This window comes from Nocardia terpenica (assembly GCF_013186535.1).
Lineage (GTDB): Bacteria > Actinomycetota > Actinomycetes > Mycobacteriales > Mycobacteriaceae > Nocardia > Nocardia terpenica.
On sequence record NZ_JABMCZ010000001.1, the window covers coordinates 1705303 to 1729149 of the forward strand.

Here is a 23847-nt window from a genome sequence, read left to right on the forward strand (position 1 = left end):
CCGACTTACACGTCGTAGTACAGCTCGAACTCGTACGGGTGCGGGCGCAGGTTGATCGGGGCGATCTCGTTGTCCCGCTTGAGCTGGATCCAGGTCTCGATCAGGTCCTCGGTGAAGACGTTGCCCTCGGTGAGGTATTCGTGGTCCTGCTCGAGCCTGTCGATGACCGAGGCCAGGCTGGTGGGGGCCTGCGCGATGTTCTTGGCCTCCTCCGGCGGGAGCTCGTAGAGGTCCTTGTCGACCGGGGCGGCGGGCTCGATCTTCTTCTTGATGCCGTCCAGGCCGGCCATCAGCATGGCGGCGAAGGCCAGGTACGGGTTGCCCGAGGAGTCCGGCGCGCGGAACTCGATGCGCTTGGCCTTCGGGTTGTTGCCGGTGACCGGAATGCGCACGGCCGCAGAGCGATTGCGCTGCGAGTACACCAGGTTGATCGGGGCCTCGAAGCCCGGCACCAGGCGGTGGTAGGAGTTCACCGTCGGGTTGGTGAACGCCAGCAGCGACGGCGCGTGGTGCAGGATGCCGCCGATGTACCAGCGCGCGAGATCCGACAGGCCGCCGTAACCCGCCTCGTCGTGGAACAGCGGCTTGCCGTCCTTCCACAGCGACTGGTGCACGTGCATGCCCGAACCGTTGTCACCGAACAGCGGCTTCGGCATGAAGGTGACGGTCTTGCCCTCGGCCCACGCGGTGTTCTTCACGATGTACTTGAACAGCATCAGATCGTCGGCCGCGGACAGCAGGGTGTTGAACCGGTAGTTGATCTCGGCCTGACCGGCGGTGCCCACCTCGTGGTGGCCGCGCTCCAGCTCGAAACCGGAGTCCTGCAGGTTGGTCGAGATCTTGTCGCGCAGGTCGACGTAGTGGTCGTAGGGCGCGACCGGGAAGTAGCCGCCCTTGTTGCGCACCTTGTAGCCGCGGTTGAGGGTGCCGTCCGGGTTGAACTCCGCACCGGTGTTCCAGGAACCGGAGATCGACTCGATCTCGTAGAAGGCGCCGTTCATCTGCGAGTCGTAGCGGATCGAGTCGAAGATGTAGAACTCCGCCTCGGGACCGAAGTACGCGGTGTCGGCGATGCCGGTGGAGCGCAGGTACTCCTCGGCCTTGCGCGCGATATTGCGCGGGTCGCGGCTGTAGGCCTCGCGGGTGAACGGGTCGTGCACGAAGAAGTTCAGGTTCAGCGTCTTCGCGGCACGGAACGGATCGATCCGAGCCGTCTCGAAGTCGGGCAGCAGCAGCATGTCCGACTCATCGATCGACTGGAAGCCGCGCACCGAAGAACCGTCGAACGCCAGGCCCTCCTCCGCGAGGTCCGCGGTGAACGCCTTGGCCGGGATCGAGAAGTGCTGCTGGATACCCGGGAGGTCGCAGAATCGGATGTCGACGTACTCGACGTCCTCCTCCTTGATGTACTTGATGACCTCGTCGGCCGTGCTGAACGCCACTTAGTACTCCTTACGGATCGGTTCCCAGCCAGGTGCCGATTGCTGGGTTAGTCGCTGAACCTATGGATGCGGTGTTTCCCCGTAATCAAGCTCGTGTTTCGCCGGTGTTACACGTACCGCTCGGCGCGAGGCGCCGGTCGATGCCGACAGCACGCATATCCTGCCATCAATGCCCGGCAAGCGTGCGGGGACATCGCGGAAAGTCCGCCCGGGTGTGACGTGGTCGACCCGGCGGCGGTGCCTAAGCTGGATCACATGGCACGAATCACCGGCTCCTGGTTGTCCGGACCGAACGCGGGCGATCCCGGAGAGCCGGGGGCGGAGGAGTATCCGGGCAAGCTGCTGGGGCTGCCGGAGAGCGGGGCCGGATCGCTGGCGCCGATGGTGCGGCGCATCGTCGCACTGTTCGTGGACTGGTTCATCGCCATGGGCATCGCGGCGCTGATCGTGCGCGGCGGGTCGGTGAACACCATGACGCTGGTGGTGTGGTTCGTGATCGGCGTCGTGACCGTGACGCTGTTCGGCTTCACGCCGGGGCAGTTCTTCCTGCGGATGCGGGTGATCCGGATCGACGCCGACGCCACGGTGGGCATCGTGCGCGCCCTGGCCCGGCAGGTGCTGCTGGTCTTCGTGGTGCCCGCGCTGTTCACCGACTCCGACGGTCGCGGCATGCACGACCGTGCCACCGGTACGGCGCTGCTGCGTTCGCGCTAGCGGCTGTTCGGCTGGCGTCGATCCCCAGCCGAACATCCCTCACCTAGGAATTGCGCGGGTGATCACTCCTCGGTGACCAGTCGGCCCATCGAATGGACCTCGACGATATCGTTGCCGGTGATGAACGACCAAGGGGCGGTGAAGAATCCGTCGTCGCCCCAGCCGGAGCCCCACGAGTTCTCGATGGTGACACCGTCGCTGCCGTAGCCCACGATCGTCACCTCGTGGCCGCCCAGGGTGCGCTCGTCGGGGGAGGGATTGTAGAAGGAATTGTTCTTGTTCAATCCCTCGAAGCTCTCCCGAACCTCGAATCCGATCGGTACCGGCAGGCCGGACGCGATCGCCTTCTCGATATTGGTGATCCGATCTCCCCGGGTCAGATCCTTGTTGCCGGACAGTTTGAAGTGCGCGGCATTCGCCCGCTCCTGATCGGTGGGCTGGGTGGTGTAATCGAAACTGCCCTGCCAGTAATCGGATTTGGTATCGATGCCCTGACGCTGTTCCATCGGCAGCGCCACCGACGCCCAGGTGCCCCGGTCGTTGCCGCGCGCGATCTGCGAGTAGATGAACATCGGCGCCATCGGGCCGCCGCCGATATTCTGCTCGTTCATCAGGATTCCGTAGCCGGAGTAACCGGTCGCCCACGTCACGCACGATCCGACGCGGCCCTGATTCCCCGGCGCCAGCGCGTAGTTGCGCAGCGAATAGGTCGGCGGCGGCGTCTCGGCGCCGACGCGGACCGGCAGCGCGTCCCCGGAACTGGTGTCGCCGCGCGCCTCGGCCTGGCGCGCGTTCTGTATGTCGAGACCGTAGGCGTGGTCACCGGGCGGGGCGGGATCCGCGCCCGCGAATCCCGCCGACATGATTCCGACTCCCACGGCGAATGCCACCGCCGCGGGTAAACACGAGTAACGCATGGATTTCTCCTGGATGCGGAGGATGATTTCAACCGGAGCGAACTCTTTCGAGCACTCTTTCCCGGCGGAATCAATGTTTCGGCACGTCGCGGTAAACGGCAAGGGTGTTCAAGTGTCCGTTATGGGACACTCGTGCCGGACCCGTTACCATCGTCTGCGACACCAGAATTCCCCGCCGAATTCAGGCGGTATTTCCGTGCCTGGAACACCGTGCAGCGAAAAGGCCCACACCCGTGATGGGCGTGGGCCTTGTCGGATCGATCGTCAGCGGCGGCGGATCGTGCGCTGCACGCCGCGCATCTTGGCGCCCGCGGGCAGCGGGCCCTTGGGCAGGGCCGGGCCGCCGCGCGTCGCCAGGGCCGACAGGCGACCCTCGATGAGTTCCATGCGCTTGGCGTCGATATTGCGGGGGAGCTTGGTGAGGAAGCGCTGCAGATCCTTCAGCGGCACCTGGCCCTCGTCGTTGCCGACGACGATGTCGTAGATGGGGGTGTCGCCGACCAGCCGGGCCGTCTTCTTCTTCTCCTGTGCCAGCAGCGATTTCACCCGCTGCGGGGAACCCTCCGCGACCAGCACGACACCCGGCAGGCCGATGGCCCGGTGCACGGCGTCGAGCTGGGTGGTCGCGGCCACGCCCTGGGTGACGCGCCACTTGCCCTGGAGGTTGTCCAGTACCCACGCGGCCGCGCCCGCCTGGCCCTCGGCCTTGGCGTACACGTTCTTCTGCACCCGGCGGCCGAAGACGATGAAGGCCACCAGCGCGCCGAGGATCAGGCCGATCGGCAGCAGGAACCACTGCAGATGCACGAACAGGCCGACAACGAACAACACCACGGTGATGCCGACGAAGACGCCGATCATCAACGGCAGCAGCAGCTTGTCTTCCTTGCGCTGCATCTGGAACGCCTGCCAGAGCTGCTGACGCCGCTCCTTCGACGCCTGCCGGCGCGCCGCCCTCGCCGCGGCCTTCGCTTCCTTCGACGGCTTACCGCCCTTGCCTGCTGCCATGCCTTTCAGAATATCGGTCGCCGGTCAGGCCGACGCCTTGGCCTGGGCTCGGATGGAATCGGCCAGTGGGGCGGGCATCGCTTCGTGCCGGATGTAGGTGCGGGTGAACTGGGCGGCGCCGTGCGACAGCGAGCGGAGGTCGATGGCGTAGCGGCTCAGCTCCAGCTCCGGGACCTCGGCGCGAATGACGGTGCGCCCGGCGGTGGCCGGTTCGGTGCCCACCACTCGGCCGCGGCGGCTGGACAGATCCGACAGCACCGCGCCCACGTAGTCGTCGCCGACCGTCACCGCCACCTCGGCGAGCGGTTCCAGCAGCGCGATCCGCGCGGCGGTGGCCGCCTCGCGCAGCGCCAGCGCGCCCGCGGTCTGGAACGCGGCATCGGAGGAGTCCACCGAGTGGGCCTTGCCGTCGTACAGCGTGACCCGCACGTCCACCAGCGGGTACCCGGCCACCACACCGCGGGCCGCCTGGGCGCGCACCCCCTTCTCCACCGACGGAATGAATTGGCGCGGAACGACTCCGCCCACCACCTTGTCGACGAATTCGATGCCCGAACCCTCCGGCAGCGGCGACACCTCGATCTCGCAGATGGCGTACTGGCCGTGGCCGCCGGACTGTTTCACGTGCCGCCCGCGCCCGGTCGCGGTCCCGGCGAAGGTCTCGCGCAGCGCCACCCGATGATCGACCACGTCCACCTGCACCCCGAACCGCGACCGCAGCCGCTCCAGGGCGACCTCGCGATGCGCCTCGCCCAGGCACCACAGCACCAGCTGGTGGGTCTGGCCGTTCTGCTCCAGGCGCACCGTCGGGTCCTCGGTCATCAGGCGGCTCAGGGCCAGCGAGAGCTTGTCCTCGTCGGCCTTGCCGTGCGCGCGAATCGCGACGGGCAGCAACGGTTCCGGGATCGGCCACGGCTCGATCAGCAGCGGGGTGTCCTTGGCCGACAGCGTGTCGCCGGTCTCGGCGTGCCCGAGCTTGGTGACGCAGGCGATGTCGCCGGCGATGGCCTGGCCGAGCGGGCGCTGCTGCTTGCCGAACGGCGCCGATACCGCGCCCACCCGTTCGTCGAGATCGTGATTGCGGTCCTCGTCGGGGCCGTGCCCGCATACGTGCACCGTTTCGTCCGGGCGCAGCGTGCCGGAGAACACCCGCACCAGCGACAGCCGCCCGACGTACGGGTCGGAGGCGGTGCGGATCACCTCCGCCGCCAGCGGGCCCCGCGGATCGCAGGCCAGGGGAGCGGGCGCCGCCCCCTCCGACGAGCCGGTCGCCGAGACGGAATGCTCTGCGGGCGTGGGGAATCCGCGTGTGATCAGCTCCAGCACCTCCACCATGCCCAGGCCCTCGCGCGCGCCCTCCGGGGGCGGGGCGGCGATGAGGACGGGGTGGAAGGTGCCGCGCGCGACGGCCCGCTCCAGATCGGGGACCAGCGTGGCGAGGTCGATCTCCTGACCCTCGAGGTAGCGGTCCATCAGGGTTTCGTCTTCGCTCTCGGCGATGATGCCCTCGATGAGCCGGGCGCGCGCCTCGTCGATCAGGGCGGCCTGCTCGTCGGTCGTCTCGGTGCGGGTGTGCTCGCCGGCGGAGTAGTCGAACACCTTCTGGGTGAGCAGGTCGATGAGACCGGCCACCGGGCGGTGGCCGTCGCCGCCCTTGGGCCCGTACACCGGAAGGTGCAGCGGCAGCATGCTTTCCGACGCGCCGCCGCCGAGGATCTCGCGGCAGGTGCGGGCCATCTCGTCGAAGTCGGCGCGGGCGGCGTCGAGGTGGGTGATCACCAGGGCGCGCGGCATGCCCACCGCCGCGCACTCCTCCCACAGCGCCAGCGTCTGCCCGCCGACACCCGCGGCGCCCGCCGCGGCGGATACCACGAAAAGGGCCGCGTCCGCTGCTCGCAGACCGGCCCTCAGCTCGCCGACGAAATCCGCATACCCGGGCGTGTCCACCAGGTTGATCTTGATTCCGTCCCAGAAGATCGGCACCACCGACAACTGGACGGAGCGATGTTGTCGCTGCTCGATATCGTCGTAGTCCGACACGCAGGTGCCGTCCTCGACCCGCCCGGCCCGGGTCACCGCCCCGGTGGCGACGGCGAGCGCCTCCACCAGTGTGGTCTTCCCGGAGCCGCTGTGGCCCACCAGCACCACATTGCGGATCTCCTCGGGACGCTCCGCCGTCGGCACTCTGCCGTTGGCGCCTGCGGGTGCACTCGCTTTCTCGGCCATGTGTCCTCGCTCCCGGAGTACGACACGTGCGGTTCATCCGAGCTTCCCACCCTGGACCGCCATGTGTCAGCAATTCGAAAGATCCCGAGACACACCGCAACCGACCCGGTATACGCCGGACGGGCGGAATCGGGCCGGTTGCGCGGAGCGAGCCTCAGGAACCGAAGCGGGCCAGCACCGAGCTGGCCTCCTGGGCGGCGGTGCCGCCCTCGGCGAGATGCGCCATCTGGGCGGGCAGTTCGCGGCCGTGGTGGGCGAGGGCCTGGGCGTAGAGCCGACCGGCGCGGTAGGAGGAGCGCACCAGCGGTCCGGCCATCACGCCGGCGAAGCCGATTTCGGTTGCGACGCGGGAGTGTTCGACGAACTCCTCCGGCTTGACCCAGCGGTCCACCGGGTGGTGGCGCGGCGAGGGGCGCAGGTACTGGGTGATGGTGAGGATGTCGCAGCCCGCGTCGTGCAGGTCGCGCATGGCCTGGGTGACCTCCTCCGGCGTCTCGCCCATGCCGAGGATCAGGTTCGACTTGGTGACCAGACCGGCCGCGCGGGCCGCGGTGATCACCGCCAGCGAGCGTTCGTAGCGGAATGCCGGGCGGATCCGCTTGAACACGCGCGGCACCGTTTCCACGTTGTGCGCGAGCACCTCCGGGCGCGAGGAGAACACCTCGGCCAGCTGTTCGGGGTTCGCGTTGAAGTCCGGGATCAGCAGCTCGATGCCGGTGTGCGGGTTGAGCCGCTTGATGGCGCGCACGGTCTCGGCGTACAGCCAGGCGCCGCCGTCCTCGAGGTCGTCGCGGGCCACGCCGGTGACCGTGGAGTAGCGCAGGCCCATCGCCTGCACGCTCTCGGCGACCCGGCGGGGCTCGTCGCGGTCGAGTGCCGCGGGTTTGCCGGTGTCGATCTGGCAGAAGTCGCAGCGCCGGGTGCACTGGTCGCCGCCGATCAGGAAGGTGGCCTCGCGGTCCTCCCAGCACTCGAAGATGTTCGGACAGCCGGCTTCCTCGCAGACCGTGTGCAGCCCTTCGCGTTTCACCAGGCCCTTGAGCTCGGAGTACTCCGGGCCCATGGTGGCGCGGGTGCGAATCCACTGGGGTTTGCGCTCGATCGGCGTCTCCGCGTTGCGGGCCTCGATGCGCAGCAGCTTGCGCCCGTTCGGTGCGGCAGCCGTGTGCGGCGTGCCGTTCTTCGATGTCGGGGTGTCGACGGAAGTCACCAGAACGATGCTACGCCCGTGTCATTCCGCCTTGGCGGGTGCTCCGGCACCGGCCAAGGCGGGTGTGACGCGCGCGATAGTGTGCTCGGCGACGGGCAGTTCGCCGTCCAGCGCGCGAATCACGGCCCGCGCCACCATCGGCCGCACCTCGGCCACGGTGACCTCGCGGCCCAGTTCCCGGCTCAGTGTGGTGACCCCGGCGTCGCGAATGCCGCAGGGCACGATGGCCTGGAAGCCGTCCAGCGCCGCATCGCAGTTGAGCGAGATGCCGTGCAGGGCGACCCCGCGCTGCACCCGCACGCCGATCGCGGCGACCTTGCGCTCGGGCTGGGTGGCGTTCGCGGGCACCCACACCCCGGAGCGGCCCTCGACGCGGCCGCACTCGACGCCGAGGCCGAGGCACACCGTGATCAACGCCTCTTCCAGCCGGCGCACGTAATCGACCACGTCGACCGGTTCGGCCAGGCGCACGATGGGGTAGCCGACCAGCTGGCCGGGGCCGTGCCAGGTGATCTTGCCGCCGCGGTCGACCGGCACCACCGGGCTGCCGTCGCAGGGCATGTCCTCCGGCTCGGTGCGGCGGCCCGCGGTGAACACGGGCGGGTGCTCCAGCAGCAGCAGCCGGTCCTGACCGCGGCCCTCGGCGCGGTCGGCGGCGATGCCGCGCTGGATCTCCCAGGCACGGTGGTAGTCGACGACGCCCAGTTCCTCGATGAGAACGGGGGTGTTGTCGTAACGCGCGGAGTCGACGGCTACGGAGGGTTTGCTCGTAGGCTCGCTCGATAAAGAGGGGTCGCTGGCAAGCTCGCTCACGATATCGACGTTACGCCATTGTCGAAGCCGCGCTGCATCAACGTCAGGTCGAGCCAGCGGCCGAACTTGTGACCGACTTCCGGCAGCTCACCGACGATGCGGAAGCCGAACTTCTCGTGCAGCTTGATCGATGGCGCATTGGCGGAGTCGATGACGGCGATCATGGCGTGCACCCGGCCGCTCGCCGCCGCGCGCGCCAGTAGCTCGGCCATCAGCGCCGAGCCCACGCCGCGGTGCTGGAACCGGTCGGCGATGTACACCGAATGTTCCACGCTGAAGCGATAACCCGATTTCGGCCGCCATTGCGCGTAGCTCGCGTAGCCCGCGACCGCGCCGTCGATCTCGGCGACCAGGACGGGGTAGCCCGCGGCCACGCGGTGGCGCCACCAGGTCCGGCGCTCGTCCAGGTCGACCGGCTCGGTGTCCCAGATCGCCGTGGTCTCGGCGATGGCGACATTGTGGATGGCGAGGATCTCGGGCAGATCGTCCTCGCGGGCATCCCGGATCACCGGCGCGTTCTCACTCACGCGGCAAAAATATCCGGCCGGACGGTTCGTCGTCCAACGACCGCCCGCGGACGAGGCGTGCGTCACTGTGTGCCTGGGACAGTGGCGAACTCAGCGTCCGTCGCCCAGGGCGGCGGCCAGGGCTTGCCCGACCGTGGAATGGGTGAAGGCATAACCGGCCGCCTCGAGGACGGTCGGAATCGCGCGCGGGCCGTGCAGGATCGCCTCCTGGGCGAACTCGCCGATCAGGGCGCGCAGCGCGAAGGCGGGCACCACCAGGGCATCGGGGCGGTGCAGGGTGCGGGCGAGGGCTCGGCTGAATTCGGCATTGGTCACCGGGGCGGGCCCGGTCATATTGACCGGGCCGCGCACGGTGTCGCGAGCGAGGGCGAACTGGATGGCGCCGATCTCGTCGGCGAGCGAGATCCACGGCAGGTACTGGCGGCCGTTGCCGAGCCGACCGCCCAGGCCCAGGAAGTACAGCGGGTGCAGCATGCTCAGCATGCCGCCGTGCCGGGCCAGCACGACCGCGCTGCGCAGCAGCACCACCCGCGCGCCCGCCTCGGCGGCGGGCCGGGTGGCGGCCTCCCAGTCGCGGCACAGCGTGCCCAGGAATCCCGTTCCGGCCGAGTCGGATTCGGTGACCACCCGGTCGCCGGTGCCGCCGCCGTAGTAGTGCACGCCGCTGGCGTTGACCAGCGTCGGCACCCCCGCGGCGGCGACGGCCCCGGCGAGCACGTCGGTCGGCGTGATCCGGCTGTCCCGCAGCTCCTGCTTGTAGCTGCCGTTCCAGCGCCGACGGCCGATCCCGGCGCCGCACAGATTGACCACCGCGTCCGCGCCGCGCAGGGCGCGTTCGGGAACCCGCGCGTGGGCGGGATCCCAGGTGAGCTCGTCGCGGGCGGCGGCGGGCCGGCGGACCAGGCGAGTCACCTCGTGCCCGTCCCGCCGCAGCGCCGCCACCAGCGCCGTTCCGATCAACCCGGACGAGCCGGCGATCACGACCTTCATGTCGGGCGGTCTACAGACCCAGGTCCGCCTCGAACGCGGCCTCCTCCAGCCGGTGCTTGATGGTGGTGACGAAGCGCCCGGCGTCGGCGCCGTCGATGAGCCGGTGGTCGTAGGTCAGCGGCAGGTAGCACATCGAGCGGATGCCGATGAACTCGTTGCCGTTGTCCGCGATCACCATGGGCCGCTTGACGATTGCGCCGGTGCCCAGCATCGCCGACTGCGGCGGCAGCAGGATCGGGGTGTCGAACAGCGCGCCCTGGCTGCCGATATTGGTGATGGTGAAGGTGCCGCCCGCCAGCTCGTCCGGCTTCAGGCCGCCGGTGCGGGCGCGGCCCGCGATATCGGCGATGGCGCGGGCCAGCCCGGCCAGCGACAGATCGCTGGCATTGTGGATGACCGGGGAGAGCAGGCCCTGCTCGGTGTCCACGGCGATGCCGAGGTGGACGGCCGAGTGGTAGTTGATCTCCTTGGCCTCCTCGTTGTAGGAGGCGTTGACGTTCGGGTGCACGCCCAGCGCCTCGACCGCGGCCTTGGCGAAGAACGGCAGGAACGTCAGGTTGACGCCCTCGCGCTCGCGGAACGCGTCCTTGGCCTTGGCCCGCAGCGCCGCGATCCTGGTGACGTCGACCTCGTGGGTCTGGGTCAGCTGCGCGGTGGTCCGCAGCGACTCCATGGTCTTGGCCGCGGTGATCTGGCGGATGCGGTTGACCTTCTGGGTGGTGCCGCGCAGCGCCTGCAGCTGCGGGCGCACCCCGGCGGGCGCGGCGGGAGCACTCGGCGCGGCGGCGGGAGCGGCCGGAGCCGACGCCGCCGGTGCGGCGGCCGGGGCCTTGGTGGTCTCGGCGGCGGCCAGCACATCCTGCTTGCGGATGCGGCCACCGACGCCCGAGCCCTGGACCCGGGACAGGTCGACGTTGTTCTCCGCGGCCAACTTTCGCACCAGCGGGGTCACATACGGGGCCTCGCCGTTGCCGGACGCGGCCGCCGGGGCGGGCGCGGGCTTGGGGGCCGGGGCGGGGGCCGGTGCCGGGGCGGGAGCAGCCGGAGCGGGGGCCGGGGCGGGCGCGGGAGCCGGTGCCGCGGCGGCCGGAGCGGGCGCGGGTTCCGGGGCGGGCGCGGGCGCCGGGGCCGGGGCCGGGGCCGGAGCGGCAGCAGGGGAGCCGCTGCCGATGACGCCGAGCTGGCCGCCGACGGCGACGACGTCGTCCTCCTGCGCGGTGATCTCCAGCAGGGTACCGGCCACCGGCGACGGGATCTCGGTGTCGACCTTGTCGGTGGAGACCTCGAGCAGCGGCTCGTCGACCGCGACCTGGTCGCCGACCTGCTTCAGCCAGCGGGTGACGGTGCCCTCGGTGACGGACTCGCCGAGCTCGGGCATCTTCACCGAGGTGCCGGAGGCCGCGTCGGACTGCTGCGCCGCGGCGGGCTGCGGCGCGGGCGCGCTCGGCTGCGGGGCCGGGGCGGGCTGTTGCTGGGCGGGTGCCTGTGCGGGGGCCGACTCGGGGGCGGCGGCCTCGGGGGCGGGGGCGGCCGCGGGAGCGGGGGCCTCGCCGGCCTCGCCGATCACGCCCAGCTCGCCGCCGACCTCGACGACGTCGTCCTCCTTGGCCACGATCTTGGTGAGCACACCGGCCGCCGGCGACGGGATCTCGGTGTCGACCTTGTCGGTGGACACCTCGAGCAGGGGCTCGTCGACCTCGACCGTGTCTCCTTCCTGCTTCAGCCACCTGGTCACAGTGCCCTCGGTGACGCTCTCACCAAGAGCTGGCATCTGGACGGAGAAGGCCATGTCCGTTGACTCCTCTAACTGCTCGACGGGTCTACAACAGTTCGTCTCCCGGCGGGCGCCCACCGCGGTCGCGGCGAATGTCCTACACGCCACCGAACACTCTGTGGCACCGGAGATCCGTTTGGGTTCATGTTCCGGGTATCCATCCTTGCACTCGTCGTTGCGATGCGTGGCACAGGGCGGGTCGGTGTGCGCTGCTGGCAGTATCGATGGACCGGGTCCGAGCGTGTCCGGTGTCGGAACAGGAGGTGGGCGGGGATGGGTTTGCTGGATCGTTTCCGCCAGACGGTCGGCCGTGCGCCCGGCGGTGTCGAGGCCGCCGACGCGGATCATCTGACCGCGTGGGTGCGCACCCACGTCGGCGTCGAGGCCTATGTGGAGCCGCGAACGACTGTGACAGATGTCACAGTCGTTCTGGTGGCCGCGGACGGCGAATGGACCAGGCGGGTGGTCGGTGAGCGCGGCGCGCAGCGGTTGTCGGGCTGGCTCGGCATCCCCGTCTACGACGTCCGGCGCACCGGCTATCCGCAGCGCATGCGAGACCACGACGCCCGCCGCCGCATCGAGCGGCGACGGGCGCTGGAGAACGATCTGCGCGACGGCGACTGAGCCGCCGCTACTCCGCGGCGATGTCGTCCAGGACCGCGATCAGGGTGCGGACCGGAACGCCGGTGCCGCCCTTGCCGATGTAGCCGAACGGGCCGCCGGTGTTGTAGGCCGGGCCCGCCACGTCCAGGTGCGCCCACTGCACGCCCTCGGGCACGAACTCCTTCAGGTACAGCCCGGCCACCAGCATGCCGCCGTGGCGGTGCGGGGAGACATTGGCCAGGTCGGCGACCTTGGAGTTGAGGTCGGCGCGCAGCTCCGCGGGCAGCGGCATGGCCCAGGCGTTCTCGCCGACCTGCTGGGAGATGCGCGCGACGCGGTCGCGGAACTCCTCGGTGCCCATCACGCCGGGGGTGCGCGTGCCCAGCGCCACCAGCTGCGCGCCGGTCAGGGTCGCGACATCGATGAGGTAGTCGGGGTCGTCCTCGCTCGCGCGGACCATGGCGTCGGCCAGGATGAGCCGGCCCTCGGCGTCGGTGTTGATCACCTCGACGGTGATGCCGCCGTACTGGGTGAGCACGTCGCCGGGCCGCTGCGCGGTGTCCGAGGGCATGTTCTCGGCCATCGGCACGGTCGCGGTGACCGTGATCGGCAGGCTCAGCCGCGCCGCCAGCAGCACGGTGGCGATGACCGCGGCGGCGCCGGCCATGTCCGAGGTCATGTTCTCCATATTGGCGGCGGGCTTGATGGAGATGCCGCCGGTGTCGAAGGTGATGCCCTTGCCCACCAGCGCCACCTTCTTGGCGCCGCCGCGGTAGGTGATGCGGATCAGCCGCGGCGGGCGCGAGGAGCCCTTGCCGACGCCCACGATGCCGCCGTAACCGGCTGCGGCGAGCGCCTTCTCGTCGAGCACCTCGACCTCGAGCCCGGCGGCCTCGGCCAATTGCTGTGCGCGCGCGGCGAATTCGGCCGGGTACAGGTGGCTGGGCGGGGTGTTCACGAAATCGCGGGTGGTGGCGACGGCCTCGGCGACCGCCTGCGCGCGAAACAGCGCCTCCTCGCCGAAATCCGGTTCGGGGACCAGGAATTCGATCCGCCGCACCGGCCGTTCGTCCGGCTTCGGCGCGGACTTGTCCGACCGGAACACCGGGAAGTTGTACGCGCCCAGGTAGAATCCCTCGGCCGCGGCGCCCAGGTCCAGCCCGGACAGCGTGGTCACCGCGGTGCCGACGCCCGTCAGCGCCCGGCTCGCCACGCCCGCGGACTTGCGGATCTGCTCGGCGTCGACCTTGTCGGCCGCGCCCAGCCCGACCGCGAGCACGCTGGTGACCCCGAGCCCCTCGGGCGCCGGAATCCGGGTCAGCTCTTCGCCCTTGCCCTTCGCCCCGACCGCTCGTAACCGCTCCGTCAGCGCCGCCCGCAGATCCGTGCCCAGCACGTCGGTGAACTCGTCGCTCGGCGCCAGCGCCACCCCGTCGTCGGTGGTGACGAGTCCCACCACGAGCACATCGGCATCCGTCCCGATGGTCACCGTACGAGCCAGCTCCGGCCCGAGCGAACGATCTGCTACAGCTGTCATGCGTGCCAGGCTACTGATCGCGGGCACCGATAAGCTCCCTCGGGTGACCGAGACGAACTTGCTGCAGGGCCCGATTCATGACGTGCACGTCGAGCTGGGGGCGTCGTTCGCCCCGTTCGGCGGCTGGGAGATGCCGGTGTCGTACGCCGGGACGGTGGCGGAGCACACCGCCGTCCGCGAGACCGTCGGGGTGTTCGACGTGAGCCACCTCGGAAAGGCGACCGTGGCGGGGCCGGGGGCGGCGGCGTTCGTCAACGCGGCGCTGACCAACGACCTGGGCCGGATCCGGCCGGGGAAGGCGCAGTACACGCTGTGCTGCACGCCCGAGGGCGGGGTGATCGACGACCTGATCGCCTACTACGTGAGCGACGACGAGGTCTTCCTGGTGCCCAACGCCGCCAACACCGCCGCCGTGGTGGCCGAGCTGCGCAAGGTCGCGCCGGAGGGCATCACCGTCACCGATCAGCACCGGGAGTACGCGGTGTTCGCGGTGCAGGGCATCAAGTCCACGGAAGTGCTTACCGCGCTGGGTCTTCCGACCGACATGGAGTACATGGCCTACGCCGACGCCGAGTGGGAGGGCCGCCCGGTCCGGGTGTGCCGCACCGGCTACACCGGCGAGCACGGCTACGAGCTGCTGCCGCGCTGGGACGACGCCGCCCCGCTGTTCCGGGCGCTGATCGAGCGGGTGAAGGCCGCCGGTGGCCAGCCCGCCGGGCTGGGCGCGCGCGACACCCTGCGCACCGAGATGGGCTACCCGCTGCACGGACACGAACTGTCGCTGGACATCTCGCCGCTGCAGGCGCGCTGCGGCTGGGCGATCGGCTGGAAGAAGCCGGAGTTCTGGGGCAAATCCGCACTGGAGCAGGAGAAGTCGGCGGGCCCGCGGCGAATCCTCATGGGCCTCAAGGGACTCGATCGCGGCGTGCTGCGCCCGGGCCAGGCCGTGCTGCGCGGCGACGAGACCGTCGGCGAAACCACCTCGGGCACTTTCTCGCCCACGCTGAAGGTGGGAATCGCGTTGGCGCTGTTGGACACCGGCGCGGGGCTGGAGCCGGGTGACCAGGTCGAGGTCGACGTGCGCGGGCGACGGTTGCGCGCGGAGATTGTTCGGCCGCCGTTCGTTACTGCGCGTACTTCTTGATCGCAGTTGCCCGGCCCACCAGTGATTCCGGCGTGCTTTTGGCCGGAATCATCGGTGAGGTCCCGGCCAAAAGCACGCCGGGACCATGGGGGCTGGGCCGCCGGGACCATGAGGGCCGCGGCGGTGGGGTGGGGCGCAGAGCGTTTCGCTCATCGCGAATGGCGGCCCGACCTGGACAGCTGAGCAATGTGCGCACCACTCGTGATCGGTTCTATTCGGTTTGCCGGACCGCGCACCGAACGAGGGGGTGGTCGTTCTAGGATCAGCTGCATGACCGTTGCTGCCCAGTTCACCCGTGTTTCGCATCCCGCGCCGACCCCGGCGCAGCGGCGGCAGGAAATCCTGGCGGCGCCCGGATTCGGGCGCTATTTCACCGACCACATGGTGTCGATCGAATACAAGAACGGGCAGTGGACCGATGCCCGCGTCGAGCCCTACGGTGCGCTGACGATGGACCCGGCGACCATGGTCTTCCACTACGGCCAGGCCATCTTCGAGGGCCTCAAGGCCTACCGGCAGGGCGACGGCGGCATCGCGACCTTCCGCATCGACGCCAATGCCCGGCGCTTCCGGAACTCGGCGCGCCGGATGGCGATGGCCGAGCTGCCCGACGAGCTGTTCGTGGAGTCGGTGCGGCAGCTGCTGGAGGTCGACGCCGACTGGGTGCCCGCCGCCGGTGGCGAGGATTCGCTGTATCTGCGGCCCTTCATGGTGGCCACCGAGTTCGGCCTGGGCGTCAAGCCCGCCGACAGCTACCGGTACCTGCTGCTGGGTTCTCCTGCGGGCGCGTACTTTCCGCGCGGCCTGAAGCCGGTGCGGGTGTGGCTGTCGACCGAGTACGTGCGGGCCGCGCCCGGCGGCACCGGCGAGGCGAAGGTCGCCGGTAACTACGCGGCCTCGCTGCTGGCCCAGAAGCAGGCCGCCGAGCAGGGCTGCGATCAGGTGGTCTGGCTGGACGCCGCCGAGCACCGCTACGTCGAGGAGATGGGCACCAACAACCTGTTCTTCGTCTTCGGCTCGGGTTCGGATGCGCGCCTGGTCACCCCGGAACTGTCCGGCGCGCTGCTACCCGGCATCACCCGCGACTCGCTGCTGACCCTCGCCGCCGACGCCGGTTACCAGGTCGAGGAGCGCAAGATCTCGGTCGAGGAGTGGCGCAAGGGCGTCGAATCCGGCGAGATCACCGAGGTTTTCGGCTGCGGCACCGCCGCGGTGGTCATCCCGGTCGCCACGGTCCGCTCGGCCGAGGGCGAATTCACCGTCGGCACCGGCGAACCCGGCGAGGTCACCATGGCCCTGCGCGACACCCTCACCGGCATCCAGCGCGGCACCTTCGCCGACATCCACGGCTGGCTCCGCCGCATGGTCTGATTCCGGGGCCCTGGGATCACCCCGGCATCAGCATGTGCCACTGCTCCAAGGTCTGCGGTCGCAGGACGTAGTTGTTGTCCCGCACCGCGGACAGGGCGGCGCTCGGTTCCTCGGAGTACCAGTGGCCGGGGTAGACGACGGGGTTGCCGGGGAGGGCCGCCAGGGAGCGCAGGCTGCGGAACATGGCTTCCGAGTCGCCACCGGGGAAGTCGGTGCGGCCGCAGCCGTCGATGAAGAGGGTGTCGCCCGCGACGAGCCGGTCGTCGACGAGGAAGCACAGGCTGCCCGGGGTGTGGCCGGGGGTGTGCAGCAGTTCGATGTCGACCGCGCCGACGCCGATCGTGTCGCCGTGCTCGTGGCCGGTCAGCTCGCCCGGCGCGATCTCGGTGACGTTCGCGACCCACGGCAGCTCCTGCCGATGCACGTGCACGGGAACGTCGATCCGCTCCAACAGCTCTCGCACCCCCTGCAACGTGAAGCCGAGCATGGTGCCGCCCACGTGATCGGGGTGGTGGTGGGTGGCGAGCACGCCCGTCACCCGCAGCCCGTCCGCCTCGGCGATGTCGACCAGATCGCCCGCCGCGTACGCCGGATCCACGACCACGCACTCCCCGGACTCGCGGTCGCCGATCAGATACGCGAAATTGCGCATCTGGGTCGCGATCGGATCGCCGACGGCCCAGTCCCGGCCGGCGAGCAGCTGACGGAAATACAAACGGTCGGATCCCATGCGCCCCACCCTATTGCCCGGGAATTCAGGCGAGCAGGGGGGTGATCTCCGCGGCGGCCTCGGGCCCGTAGGCGCGGCCGAGTCGTTCGATGGCGGCCGGGCGGTCCAGGATCCATTCCTGCGGGCCGTCGGTCTCCAGCACCAGCACCGCGACGAGCGAGCCCAGCTGCGCCGAACGCTCCAGGCTCAGCCCGGCGTTGTGTCCGGTGAGGAAGCCCGCGCGGAACGCGTCGCCGATACCGGTCGGGTCCACCTTCGAAGTCTCCGGCACCACTTCGACATTCAGCTCGGCGCCGTCGCGGTCGACGATCAGCACGCCCTTGGCGCCGAGGGTGGTGACGCGGATGCCGACGCGGCTGTCGATCTGCTCGAGCGTCAGGCCGGTCTTCTGCCGCAGCAGGCCCAGCTCGTACTCGTTGGTGAACAGGAAGGCGGCGCCGTCGATCAGCTGCAGCGCCTGCTCGCCGTCGAGGCGGGCCAGCTGCTGGGAGGGGTCGGCGGCGAACGGCAGGCCGATCTCACGGCACTCGCGGGTGTGCCGCAGCATGGCGTCCGGATCGTCGGCGCCGACCAGCATGAGCGCGAGATCGCCACGCGTGCGCGCGATCTCGGCGATGGAGATGTTGCGGGCCTCGCTCATCGCGCCCGGGTAGAACGCCGCGATCTGCGCCATCTCGCTGTCGGTGGTGCAGATGAACCGCGCGGTGTGCGCCTTCTCCGAGATGTACACCGCCGAGCAGTCGACGCCGTTGCGCTCCAACCACTCCCGGTAGTCGCCGAAGTCGGCGCCGACCGCGCCGATCAGCAGCGGGGACCCCCGCAGCAGGCCCATCGCGTAGGCGATGTTGCCGGCCACGCCGCCGCGCCGGATCGCCAGGTCGTCGACGAGGAAGCTGACCGACACGTGCTGCAGCTGATCGGGCAGCAGCGACTCGGAGAACTTTCCGGGGAAGGTCATGAGATTGTCGGTCGCGATGGATCCGGACACGGCGATGGTCACGGGAGAAGCCCTTCGGTGTCGTGCGATATGCCGGAGTGACGGAAGACTGTGCGGAATGTCGGTAATCGGTAACGTACACCGTACGCGCGCGTGCCCACCAGCCCCGGTTCGAGCCTCCGGACACGCGTCAGCGCGGAACTCCGGAAGGGTGTTCCGCGCTGACGGTGTGCGTTCGGGTTGTCCGGCTCAGTTGAAGCTGTCGCCGCAGGCGCAGGAGCCGGTCGCGTTGGGGTTGTCGATGGTGAAGCCCTGCTTCTCGATGGTGTCGACGAAGTCGATCGCCGCGCCCTGGACGTAGGGGGCGCTCATGCGGTCGACGGTGAGGGTGACGCCGCCGAACTCGCCGGTGAGATCGCCGTCGAGACTGCGATCGTCGAAGAAGAGCTGGTAGCGCAGGCCGGCGCAGCCGCCGGGCTGCACCGCGATTCGCAGCGCAAGGTCGTCACGGCCCTCCTGATCGAGCAGCGCCTTCGCCTTGGCGGCAGCGGCATCGGTCAGAGTCACACCGTGGGTGGTGGTCTCGTTCTGCACAGTCATGAAGTCTCCTCGCGGACCTGTGTTCAACCCGTGAACAGCGCACGGCTCGAAGGCTGTCAACGCCACTTCGCGGGTGGCTATTCCAATCTTGCCACTTCCGAGCCCGCCGCGGGTCCGGCGACCCCTGGAAACGGTGGGTTACCAGCCGCTGAACGGGCGGATATGCGCGGTGTCGCGGCGGCCGGGGCAACCGGATTTCCAGGGCGATGCGTCATCGAATAGCCTGGTCGGCGTGAAGTTCCTTCGCCGCGGCGATGCCAGCACCACCGACAACCTCGCCGACGAGGCCCCGGCCGACAACTCCGAGGGCAACTCGGCCACCGGCCGGGCGGCCGCGACGGCCACGTCCGGTAAGGGGCGACCCACCCCGAAGCGCCGGGATGCCCAGGGCCGCAAGCGCGGTCCGATCGCGCCCGCGCCCATGACGGCGAAGGAGGCCCGCGCCCGGCGCAAGGCCAATCGCGGCACCCGCGCCGAGCGCAAGGCCGCCTCGGCCGAGCGTCGCGCCGCCGCCGCCGACCGCCGCGCCCGCATGCTGGCCGGTGAGGACAAGTACCTCTTACCCCGGGACCGGGGCCCGGTGCGCGCGTATGTCCGCGACCTCGTGGACGCCCGGCGCAATCTGGTCGGCCTGTTCATGCCGCTGGCCCTGGTGCTGATTCTCACCATGTTCCTGACCCCGGCCCTGCAGGCGTACGTCACGCTGGCCATGCTGGTGATGATGGTGTTCATGATCGCCGAGGGCTTCGTGATCGGCCGCATCATCAATCGCCGGGTGCGCGAGCGGTTCCCGGACCACACCGATTCCCCGTGGTCGCTGGGCTGGTACGCGTTCGTCCGCGCCTCGCAGATCCGCCGCATGCGCGCGCCGAAGCCGCGCGTCTCGGCGGGCGAGGCCGTGTAGGTCCCGTCACGAGTGTTCCCGCGCGCTGGCGATGGTGCGCAGTTCCATGACGATGCGCTGGGTGTCGCGGTCGGTGGGGTCGACGACGCCGGTCAGGGTGGGGAGTATGCGGCGGTAGATCAGGACCGCCGGGGTGGCCAGGGCCAGGAAGGCGAGTGCCGCGGCGACGGGGACGAGCAGTGCGATAACCATGGCAGTAATTTTTCGCGCATCTAGTTACCGCCAACAGTGGCAGTAACGTCACTGTTCGTAAAGATACTGCCAGTAGACTGTCGGCATGCTCTCGAAGGTTTCCGTTCTGGTCACCGATCGGCTCGCCATGTTCGAATTCGGCGTTGTCTGCGAAGTTTTCGGGTTGGACCGCAGCGACGACGGGCTGCCGGTATTCGACTTCCGGATCTGCGGCGCCGAACCGGGCCGCCCGCTGACTTCCAGCTCACCGGGTATCACCGTTATTCCCGAGTACGGCCTCGACGAGCTGCTCGACTCCGATCTGGTCGCGATTCCGGCCTTCTCCCGCGTCGGCGGGCCGCCCGAGCCGCGCGTGGTCCGGGCGGTCGCCGATGCCGCGGCGGCCGGGGCGACCGTGCTCACCGTGTGTTCGGGCGCGTTCCTCGCCGGGGCGGCCGGGCTGCTGGATGGGCGAAAGTGCACCACGCACTGGCGTTTCACCGACGAATTGGCCGCGCTGCATCCCACGGCGACCGTCGATCCCGATGTGCTGTTCGTCGACGCGGGTCCGTTGATCACCAGCGCGGGCACGGCCGCGGGCATCGACGCCTGCCTGCATCTGGTGCGCCGGGAACTGGGGTCGTCGGTGGCGAATGCGATCGCCCGGCGCATGGTGGTCCCGCCGCAGCGCGACGGCGGGCAGCGTCAGTTCATCGAGCGTCCGGTGCCGGAATGCACGTCCGACAGCCTGGGCGCGACCCTGCTGTGGATGAGCGAGAATCTCGACCTGCCGCACACCATCGAGGACCTGGCCGCCCGCTCGGCCATGTCCACCCGCACCTTCGCCCGCCGCTTCCTGGCCGAGAGCGGCACCACCCCCGTGAAATGGCTGACCAACCAACGCATCCTGCTGGCCAAACAACTCCTGGAAGACACCTCCCTGGACCTGGAATCAATCGCCGGCCGCTGCGGTTTCGGCTCCGGCGCCCTGCTCCGCCACCACTTCCAGCGCCTGGTCGGCCTGGCCCCGACCGAATACCGCCGCCGCTTCGGAAGCTGAGCCAACTCACCCCTTCAGCAGCATGGTCAAAATATCGGTGGCGTGGGTCCACAGCAGCGAGCCGCCCGAGTCGGGGAGAAAGTGCCTGGTGGCGTTGGGTATTCGGCTGGCGAGAGTGGCACCGTGGTCGGGGGAGTGGGTGGGGTTGGTGTCCAAGCCGCCGTACCAGAGGTCGACCCGGGTGCGAATGTCGGCGACGTCGAACGGCCAGGGTGCGAAGTGCAGGACGGTGTCGCGGGCGTAACCGGCTGGGCCCTGGGCGAATCCGTCGCGCAGCGCCCGGCGGAACGCGCGTTCGAATTGCGGTTGCCGGTAGATCGCCCGGTCGATGTCCGCGCTGCCGTCGATGCTCATGCGCCACAGCGTGTCGGCGCTGCCGAAGCGGGTGAATTCCGCCTCGGCGGCCGCCGGATCGGCGGCGACGAGCTCGACCAGGGCCCGGACCTCGGGCGGTAGCGCGAATTCGGGTCGGGCCAGTTCGTCGCCGCCGGAGACGATCGCCACGGCCGAGGCGATGCCCCGGGCCGCGCAGGCGAGCGCGAACGGCGCCCCTTGCGAGAAGCCGACGATCGCCGGATTCTCCAGGCCGAGGCGCTCGATATCGTCCGCCCAGTCCGTCAGCGTGCGGCCCGGCGCGGGCGTGGAATCCCCGAGGCCCGGCCGGTCCACCGAGATGAGCCGCACGCCCAACTCGTCCACGACATCCGCGCCGAATCCCAGCCACCGGCTCCAGCCCGCCCCGGGACACAACAGCACGGGCGTGCCGTCGGCCGGTCCCCACTCGGCCCAGGCCAGTCGGCGTCCGCCCGAGATGCTTGTCGTGCCCAGCCGGGCCGGATCGGTAGCGGCGATATCGCCGGAGTGCTCATGATCAGTCACGGGCCGATCGTGCCGGGTGCGGCCGGGCTCGGCAAAGGACTTTTCTCCGGCCTTCGATCGGAGTCCGGCACCGGACACCTCGCCCGGCTGTCCGGCGCGGTGGCTCCGGTCGCGTCGCCGGTGTGTCCCGGGTGTGAGCGACCGGGCCCGCGCGTGGTTGGTACCGTTCTGGCGTGTTGAACGATGCTGGGAGCGGGCGGGCGATGCGGACGCTGGTACTCGGTGGGGCGCGGTCGGGGAAGTCGGCGTTCGCCGAGGAACTGGCCGGACGGGACCGGGCGGTGCGCTACGTCGCGACCGCCGTCCTGGATCCCGACGACGCCGAGTTCGCCGATCGCATTGCGGCACACCGGGATCGGCGGCCCGCGCGCTGGAGCGTCGTGGAGGGCGACCCCGTCGACGTGCTCACCATCCCGGCCCCGATCACGCTGATCGACGACCTCGGCACCTGGCTGACCGCCCGCCTGGACGCGCGCTCGGCCTGGGACTCCCCGCGCGGCACCATCACACCCGATATCGACGCCCTGATCGCCGCCGTCGCCGCCTACTCCGACCGCCTACTGATCGTGAGCCCCGAGGTCGGCCTCGGCATCATCCCCGCCACCCGCTCCGGCCGCCTCTTCCAAGACGAACTCGGCAAACTCAACCAACGCCTCGCCGCCCTCTGCGACGAGGTCCTGTTCATAGTCGCAGGCCGAGCAATCCCCCTCCAACCACCCACCGCACCCGAACAACCAGCATCGACCACCGGTGTGGCCGGACAGCTGACGGAACCCGCCGCGAGCAACGAAACCGGCTCCGCGGCAGCGACTATCGCGAAGCCGGGCGTCGGTTCAACCACAGCGCCTGCCATCACCGATTCGGTGGTCGGCGAGTCTGCCGCAGCGGCTTCGCTCAGCGCAGGCGACGAAGCGGGTTCCGCGCCAACAGATGCCGTGGCCGCGTCGGCCGGACCGAGCGCGCCTGCGGAAACCAGTGTGGGTGGCGAGACTGGTTCTGCGGCAGGGAGTGCGGCGGACTTGGGTGGCGGGGTTGGTTCTTCCGCAGCGGCTGTTGTGGCGGGGGCGGCTGGGGTCGGCAGGGTTGTGGCGGGCGTGGGGGATGAGACCGGTTCTGCGGGGGTGGTTGTCGATGCGGGGGTGGGGGGTTCTGCTGTGGGGGATGATGTTTCGGGGCGGGGGGGCGTGGGGGACAATGGGGTTGGGCGGGGAGTGGTGGGGGTTGAGGGTTTTGGTGGGGTGCCGGTTTTCGGGGCGGTGGCGGAGCCGGATCGGCGGGTGTGGGGGGTGGCGGAGGAGCGGCAGTTGCGGCTTACCAAGCCTGCGGGGGCGTTGGGGCGGTTGGAGGCGCTGGGGAATTGGGTGGCGGCCTGTCAGGGGGTGTGTCCGCCCAGGCAGTTCGAGCGGGCTCGGGTGGTGGTCTTCGCGGGGGATCATGGCGTTGCGCGGCAAGGGGTTTCGGCCTATCCGGCGGAGGTGACCGCGCAGATGGTCGCCAACTTCGTTGCCGGTGGGGCCGCGGTGAATACCTTGGCGCGGCTGGCGGATGCCACGGTGCGGGTGGTGGATATCGCGGTGGACGGGGATACCGATCCGGCGGTGTCCGGCTACAAGGTGCGGCGCGCGAGCGGCAGCATCGACCGGGAGGACGCGCTGAGCGAGGCAGAGGTGCACACCGCGCTGGCGGTGGGGCGCGCGATCGCCGACGAGGAGATCGACGCGGGGGCGGACCTGCTGATCGCGGGCGATATGGGCATCGGGAACACCACGCCCGCAACGGTTCTGATCGCCACGCTCACCGATACCGAGCCGGTGCTGGCCATGGGGCGCGGCACCGGCGTCGACGACGCCGGGTGGATGCGCAAGGCCGCGGTCGTGCGGGACGCCATGTGGCGGGCCCGCCCGCACCGTCACGACCCGGTGGCGCTGCTGCGGACCGTCGGCGGCGCCGATTTCGCCGCGGTCACCGGCTACCTCGCCCAGGCGGCCGCCCGCCGCACCCCGGTGATCCTGGACGGCGTGGTGATCACCGCCGCCGCCGTCCTCGCCGAGATGCTGGCGCCCGGCGCCAAGGCGTGGTGGGTGGCGGGGCACCGCTCCACCGAGCCCGCCCACCAACTGGCCCTCACCAAACTCGGCCTGGAACCGTTGCTGGACATGAGCATGCGCCTCGGCGAAGGCTCCGGCGCTCTCACCGCCCTGCCGGTACTCCGCGCCGCGGTCGGTGCGCTCGGCGAGATGTCGACCTTCGACGAGGCGGGCGTCAGCACCGCCGACGCCGCGCACTGAGC

22 protein-coding genes are annotated in these 23847 nt (G+C 70.1%); 7 read left to right on the forward strand and 15 right to left on the reverse strand.

Features of this window, described 5'->3' with window-relative positions; all coding sequences use genetic code 11:
• Positions 1-5 precede the first annotated feature (5 nt).
• Complete coding sequence (gene glnA, locus HPY32_RS07870) at positions 6-1442, reverse strand: type I glutamate--ammonia ligase (protein WP_067591916.1); 1437 nt, start codon at positions 1440-1442, stop codon at positions 6-8.
• A gap of 255 nt (positions 1443-1697) precedes the next feature.
• On the opposite strand from glnA, the gene HPY32_RS07875 reads away from it, so the two are divergent.
• Positions 1698-2156, forward strand: a complete 459-nt coding sequence (locus HPY32_RS07875) for an RDD family protein (protein WP_067596114.1) — start codon at positions 1698-1700, stop codon at positions 2154-2156.
• A gap of 62 nt (positions 2157-2218) precedes the next feature.
• Here the strand turns inward: HPY32_RS07875 and HPY32_RS07880 are convergent, their stop codons facing one another.
• From HPY32_RS07880 to sucB, 8 genes are all read right to left on the reverse strand, one after another.
• Positions 2219-3073, reverse strand: coding sequence for a C1 family peptidase (locus HPY32_RS07880; RefSeq protein WP_082871630.1), 855 nt, complete (start codon positions 3071-3073; stop codon positions 2219-2221).
• Positions 3074-3337: 264 nt separating this feature from the next.
• Positions 3338-4081 carry a DUF4191 domain-containing protein gene (locus HPY32_RS07885; protein ID WP_067591913.1) on the reverse strand — a complete coding sequence of 248 codons (744 nt, stop codon included), beginning with the start codon at positions 4079-4081 and terminating at the stop codon, positions 3338-3340.
• 24 nt (positions 4082-4105) lie between these two features.
• The gene (locus tag HPY32_RS07890) at positions 4106-6307 is read right to left on the reverse strand and encodes an elongation factor G-like protein EF-G2 (RefSeq protein ID WP_067591910.1); all 2202 of its coding nucleotides are present in this window, start codon (positions 6305-6307) and stop codon (positions 4106-4108) included.
• 154 nt (positions 6308-6461) lie between these two features.
• Complete coding sequence (gene lipA, locus HPY32_RS07895; RefSeq protein WP_067591907.1) at positions 6462-7517, reverse strand: lipoyl synthase; 1056 nt, start codon at positions 7515-7517, stop codon at positions 6462-6464.
• Between the two features lie 21 nt (positions 7518-7538).
• A complete protein-coding gene (gene lipB / locus HPY32_RS07900; RefSeq protein ID WP_067591904.1) occupies positions 7539-8330 on the reverse strand; it encodes a lipoyl(octanoyl) transferase LipB in 792 nt (263 codons plus the stop codon).
• A complete protein-coding gene (locus tag HPY32_RS07905) occupies positions 8327-8857 on the reverse strand; it encodes a GNAT family N-acetyltransferase (protein ID WP_231951793.1) in 531 nt (176 codons plus the stop codon). The genes lipB and HPY32_RS07905 overlap by 4 nt, the downstream gene beginning before the upstream one ends.
• A 90-nt stretch (positions 8858-8947) precedes the next feature.
• Complete coding sequence (locus HPY32_RS07910; RefSeq protein ID WP_067591901.1) at positions 8948-9847, reverse strand: TIGR01777 family oxidoreductase; 900 nt, start codon at positions 9845-9847, stop codon at positions 8948-8950.
• A 10-nt stretch (positions 9848-9857) separates the two neighbouring features.
• Complete coding sequence (sucB, locus tag HPY32_RS07915; protein ID WP_171982752.1) at positions 9858-11636, reverse strand: 2-oxoglutarate dehydrogenase, E2 component, dihydrolipoamide succinyltransferase; 1779 nt, start codon at positions 11634-11636, stop codon at positions 9858-9860.
• Between the two features lie 258 nt (positions 11637-11894).
• On the opposite strand from sucB, the gene HPY32_RS07920 reads away from it, so the two are divergent.
• On the forward strand, positions 11895-12245 hold the full coding sequence (locus tag HPY32_RS07920; RefSeq protein ID WP_067591898.1) for an oxidoreductase: 351 nt from the start codon (positions 11895-11897) through the stop codon (positions 12243-12245).
• Between the two features lie 7 nt (positions 12246-12252).
• Here HPY32_RS07920 and HPY32_RS07925 read toward each other — a convergent pair whose 3' ends face one another.
• On the reverse strand, positions 12253-13761 hold the full coding sequence (locus HPY32_RS07925; RefSeq protein ID WP_067591895.1) for a leucyl aminopeptidase: 1509 nt from the start codon (positions 13759-13761) through the stop codon (positions 12253-12255).
• Positions 13762-13804: 43 nt separating this feature from the next.
• Between HPY32_RS07925 and gcvT the strand changes: the two genes are divergently transcribed.
• Both gcvT and HPY32_RS07935 read left to right on the forward strand, forming a co-directional pair.
• A complete protein-coding gene (gene gcvT / locus HPY32_RS07930; RefSeq protein WP_067596111.1) occupies positions 13805-14905 on the forward strand; it encodes a glycine cleavage system aminomethyltransferase GcvT in 1101 nt (366 codons plus the stop codon).
• Between the two features lie 270 nt (positions 14906-15175).
• Positions 15176-16276: a branched-chain amino acid aminotransferase gene (locus tag HPY32_RS07935; RefSeq protein WP_067591892.1), complete on the forward strand. Its 1101-nt coding sequence runs from the start codon at positions 15176-15178 to the stop codon at positions 16274-16276.
• Positions 16277-16292: 16 nt separating this feature from the next.
• Here HPY32_RS07935 and HPY32_RS07940 read toward each other — a convergent pair whose 3' ends face one another.
• The 3 genes from HPY32_RS07940 to HPY32_RS07950 all read right to left on the reverse strand — a co-directional run bounded on the left by HPY32_RS07940 (position 16293) and on the right by HPY32_RS07950 (position 18543).
• Complete coding sequence (locus tag HPY32_RS07940; RefSeq protein ID WP_067591889.1) at positions 16293-17006, reverse strand: MBL fold metallo-hydrolase; 714 nt, start codon at positions 17004-17006, stop codon at positions 16293-16295.
• 25 nt (positions 17007-17031) lie between these two features.
• On the reverse strand, positions 17032-18006 hold the full coding sequence (locus HPY32_RS07945; RefSeq protein ID WP_067591887.1) for a carbohydrate kinase family protein: 975 nt from the start codon (positions 18004-18006) through the stop codon (positions 17032-17034).
• 186 nt (positions 18007-18192) lie between these two features.
• Positions 18193-18543 (reverse strand): iron-sulfur cluster assembly accessory protein, encoded by a 351-nt coding sequence (locus tag HPY32_RS07950; RefSeq protein ID WP_067591884.1) that lies wholly within the window; start codon positions 18541-18543, stop codon positions 18193-18195.
• Positions 18544-18775: 232 nt separating this feature from the next.
• Between HPY32_RS07950 and HPY32_RS07955 the strand changes: the two genes are divergently transcribed.
• The gene (locus HPY32_RS07955) at positions 18776-19447 is read left to right on the forward strand and encodes a DUF3043 domain-containing protein (protein WP_067596110.1); all 672 of its coding nucleotides are present in this window, start codon (positions 18776-18778) and stop codon (positions 19445-19447) included.
• 6 nt (positions 19448-19453) lie between these two features.
• On the opposite strand, the gene HPY32_RS07960 is transcribed toward HPY32_RS07955, so the two are convergent.
• The gene (locus HPY32_RS07960) at positions 19454-19639 is read right to left on the reverse strand and encodes a hypothetical protein (RefSeq protein WP_067591881.1); all 186 of its coding nucleotides are present in this window, start codon (positions 19637-19639) and stop codon (positions 19454-19456) included.
• An 85-nt stretch (positions 19640-19724) separates the two neighbouring features.
• On the opposite strand from HPY32_RS07960, the gene HPY32_RS07965 reads away from it, so the two are divergent.
• Positions 19725-20678, forward strand: coding sequence for a helix-turn-helix domain-containing protein (locus HPY32_RS07965; RefSeq protein ID WP_067591878.1), 954 nt, complete (start codon positions 19725-19727; stop codon positions 20676-20678).
• Positions 20679-20684: 6 nt separating this feature from the next.
• Here the strand turns inward: HPY32_RS07965 and HPY32_RS07970 are convergent, their stop codons facing one another.
• A complete protein-coding gene (locus HPY32_RS07970) occupies positions 20685-21557 on the reverse strand; it encodes an alpha/beta fold hydrolase (protein ID WP_197696570.1) in 873 nt (290 codons plus the stop codon).
• Between the two features lie 173 nt (positions 21558-21730).
• On the opposite strand from HPY32_RS07970, the gene cobT reads away from it, so the two are divergent.
• Positions 21731-23845, forward strand: coding sequence for a nicotinate-nucleotide--dimethylbenzimidazole phosphoribosyltransferase (gene cobT / locus HPY32_RS07975; RefSeq protein ID WP_216675891.1), 2115 nt, complete (start codon positions 21731-21733; stop codon positions 23843-23845).
• Positions 23846-23847: the final 2 nt, after the last annotated feature.